This is a genomic window from Stieleria sp. (assembly GCF_041595215.1).
Taxonomy (GTDB): Bacteria; Planctomycetota; Planctomycetia; order Pirellulales; family Pirellulaceae; genus Stieleria; species Stieleria magnilauensis.
This window is the reverse complement of record NZ_JBFHKV010001486.1, coordinates 1-1,578: the sequence shown is the minus strand read 5'-3', so window position 1 is coordinate 1,578 and position 1,578 is coordinate 1. Positions and strand designations below refer to the sequence as shown.

The 1,578-nt window shown below is 60.0% G+C and carries 2 protein-coding genes; both read right to left on the bottom strand.

The genetic code is table 11. The annotated features are described in order from the left end of the window. Nucleotides 1-564 (bottom strand): c-type cytochrome domain-containing protein (locus tag ABX749_RS32350; protein WP_372899668.1); only part of this gene is annotated, 564 nt, incomplete at its 3' end. Nucleotides 565-581: 17 nt separating this feature from the next. Beyond that, the coding region (locus ABX749_RS32345; RefSeq protein ID WP_372899667.1) for a putative glycoside hydrolase at nt 582-1,578 on the bottom strand (997 nt) is incomplete at its 5' end.

Here is a 1,578-nt window from a genome sequence, read left to right as displayed (position 1 = left end):
GCGTCGAATCAGCGTGCGGCGGTCGGCCGGCGGATTCATCTCAAGTTGTTTGTCGGCGAGCTTGGCGCGAATAAACGCGTCGATCGTGGCGGGGGAAGGGGGCGCGTCGGAGATGTTCGAATCCGACGGCATACGTTTCGCGACACGCAGCGGTTGCAGCGACCACCATGTCTCATCCGCCTTGGATTGCTCTTTGACGACAACGTCGCTCGGCCACGCCGCCCCCTGAACGATCCATTGCCGAATCAATGCGACTTCGCCATCCGATAGCGGATTTGACTCCTTGGGCATCGCCGCCGGTTGGCCATCGGTCGATGTGATCAATTCCAACAGATAACTGCTTTCGGGGTCACCCGCGATGACGTACTCGTTCGCACGCAAATCGTCGCTCGTCGCCAACGAGAGTTCACCCTGGTTGTTGTTCGGCGAATGACACCGAATGCAGTGACGCTGCAGAATCGGCGCGACCTGCGACTGAAAATCCAACGGTGAGTCAGCGCCGCGCAAGGAGGAACTCGCCGCCAGCAACACCATCACGATCGCCGGCAGCCGAATCCGCAGCATCTTCTTCGCTCCAACAACTATCGCTGCCAATCGATCCGCGCCTTTCGGTTGGCCAAATCGACCCAGACCGATGCGTGTTCAAATTCGCGTGTGGCGGTCAATCCCTGCCACGTGGCATCGCTCTTGGGAGGACCCAGCGGACGCTCCAGCTCCGGATACGAATCCAGCATGCCGTGGGAGTGGGTGTAGCCCCAGGAATAGCAGAAGTGCGATCCGGGTTGCGCGGCGACCAAGTAACACGCCAGCGGGAACGTGATCCGTTGTCGCGCAAGTTCCAACAGTTCGTCATGGGGGCGGTTCATCATGTCTCGATCCAGCCAGTTGAATCCCGGCCAGCCTTTCAGGACAACAAACTTGCCCTTGGCAGCCGCGATCGCGATCGAGTCCAGGTCGGCCTTCAGATCTTCCGGCTCGGCGGTCTTGAACGCGCCGAAGTGTTCGATCATCACGCCGTCGATTCCGTCCCAATCCAGAATTTGGCGGAAATCCGTGGTCCGTATTCCGTTGACCAGGACAATCTTGTCGGGGCCGAGTTTGCGTTTCGTCAGCCTGATCATTTCGCGGAGTCCGTGCACGACCGCGCAGGCTTTGGCGTCACCGACTTGCTGTGCCAGTCCGGGCGAAAGGGCTTGTGGCAGCGCGTCGATGAAGACACCGCCAAGTGGGGCTGAACGGTTGGCCGCGACGACGACATCGGACCACCACTTGCGAAACTCGGCGTTGGACGGATCCGGCCGCGGGGTACCGGAAGGGTGTTGGACGATTTCGCCGTCCGCCGTTCGCAGTGTCCACTCGGGGCGATAGGTCTCAAACGCCTCGTAGCCTGGCCAATTGATGAAGGCGTTGAAATAAAACAACACCTTCGCATCGGGGTTGCGTGCCGTGATGCGTCTGGCCGTGTCCGCGATCCCCGCTTCGGTGCTGCCATGGACGCGAGCCCCGTGACTTTTTTCCAAACAGATCAACCGACTTCGACTGGCCACAAAGTTGATTTCCGAATCGGTCAAGTCCGTC